Annotated in this window: 1 protein-coding gene; it reads right to left on the bottom strand. The window is 65.8% G+C overall.

What is annotated here, in order from left to right:
- Window positions 1–9 precede the first annotated feature (9 nt).
- The gene (locus tag ACIOGZ_RS41820) at window positions 10–1,323 is read right to left on the bottom strand and encodes an IS630 family transposase (protein WP_400989907.1); all 1,314 of its coding nucleotides are present in this window, start codon (window positions 1,321–1,323) and stop codon (window positions 10–12) included.
- Window positions 1,324–1,397 lie beyond the last annotated feature (74 nt).

Genomic DNA, 1,397 nt, shown 5'->3' with positions numbered 1-1,397 from the left:
GGGTAGTAATTACCGTGATGCCTGGACGACTGGGTTGATCTTGGCGAGGTAGTCGGCGAGGGACTTGAGGATCTCGTCGGCGGTCTTGGTCCAGGTGAACGGTCTCGGGTCCTGGTTCCAGGTGTCGATCCAGACCTTGATGTCGTCTTCGAGGGCTTTGACGGAGGTGTGGACGCCGCGACGGATGAGCTTGTCGGTCAGCAGTCCGAACCAGCGCTCGACCTGGTTGATCCAGGACGAGCCGGTCGGGGTGAAGTGGACGTGGAAGCGCGGATGCCGGCCGAGCCAGGTCCGGATCTCGGCGGTGTTGTGCGTGGCGTAGTTATCGCACACCAGGTGCACGTCGAGTTCAGCGGGGACCGCTTTGTCTATCGTGACCAGGAACTTCTTGAACTCCAGGGCCCGGTGGCGCCGGTGCAGTTCGCTGATGACGGTGCCGTCGGCGATGTTGAAGGCGGCGAACAGGCTGGTGATGCCGTGCCGCAGGTAGTCATGGGTGCGCCGTTCGGGCATGCCCGGCATCATCGGCAGGACCGGCTGGGACCGGTCCAGCGCCTGAATCTGGCTCTTCTCGTCGACGCAGAGCACGACGGCCTTCTCGGGCGGGTCGTGGTAGAGCCCGACGACGTCCACGACCTTGTCCACGAACTGCGGGTCGGTGGACAGCTTGAAGCTGTCCTGCAGGTGCGGCTTGAGGTCGAACTTCCTCCAGATCCGCCCGACGGTCGACTTCGACAGGCCCGACCGGGCGGCCATCGAGGACCGCGACCAGTGCGTGTCCCGCCCGGGAGTGGACTCCAGGGTCGCCACCAGCACGTCCTCGACCTGGTCGAGCAGGATCGAGGGCGGCCTGCCCGGACGCGGCTCGTCCTGCAGGCCGTCCAGCCGCTTGTCGATGAACCGCGCCCGCCAGCGCTCCACGGTCGACTCGTCGACGCCCAGATCCATCGCGGCCTGCCGGTTCGTCCCGCCCTCAGCGCACCGCAGCACGATCCTGGCCCGCAGCGCGAGAAACTGCGCGGTCTTCGCCCGCCTCGCCCAACGCGTCAACTGGTCCCACTCGGCCTCACTGAGGACCAGGTCGGCCTTCGGCCTGCCGATGCGGCCCGCATCCCGCAGGCCGGCCAGCCCCTCGGCCGCGAACTTGCCACGCCACTTGCGCACCGTCTTGTCTTGAACGCCAACGAGCTTTGCAGCAGCGGAATTCGACATACCGTCAGCACACGCCAGGATGATCCGGGCCCGTTCAGCGGCTCTTCGGTCCCAGGACCCCGCCCGACGCAGCAACTCGGCACGCTCGTCCTCAGACAGCGAGATCACCACGGCAGAAGGCCCAGGATGCGACACCATAAAAGGGTATCAACTTACCCTCATGATTTGTGGCGCATCACACTAGT

The organism is Kitasatospora sp. NPDC088160, assembly GCF_044741445.1.
Taxonomy (GTDB): Bacteria; Actinomycetota; Actinomycetes; order Streptomycetales; family Streptomycetaceae; genus Kitasatospora.
The sequence above is the reverse complement of the archived record's forward strand: the minus strand, read 5'-3'. Positions and strand labels throughout refer to the sequence as shown.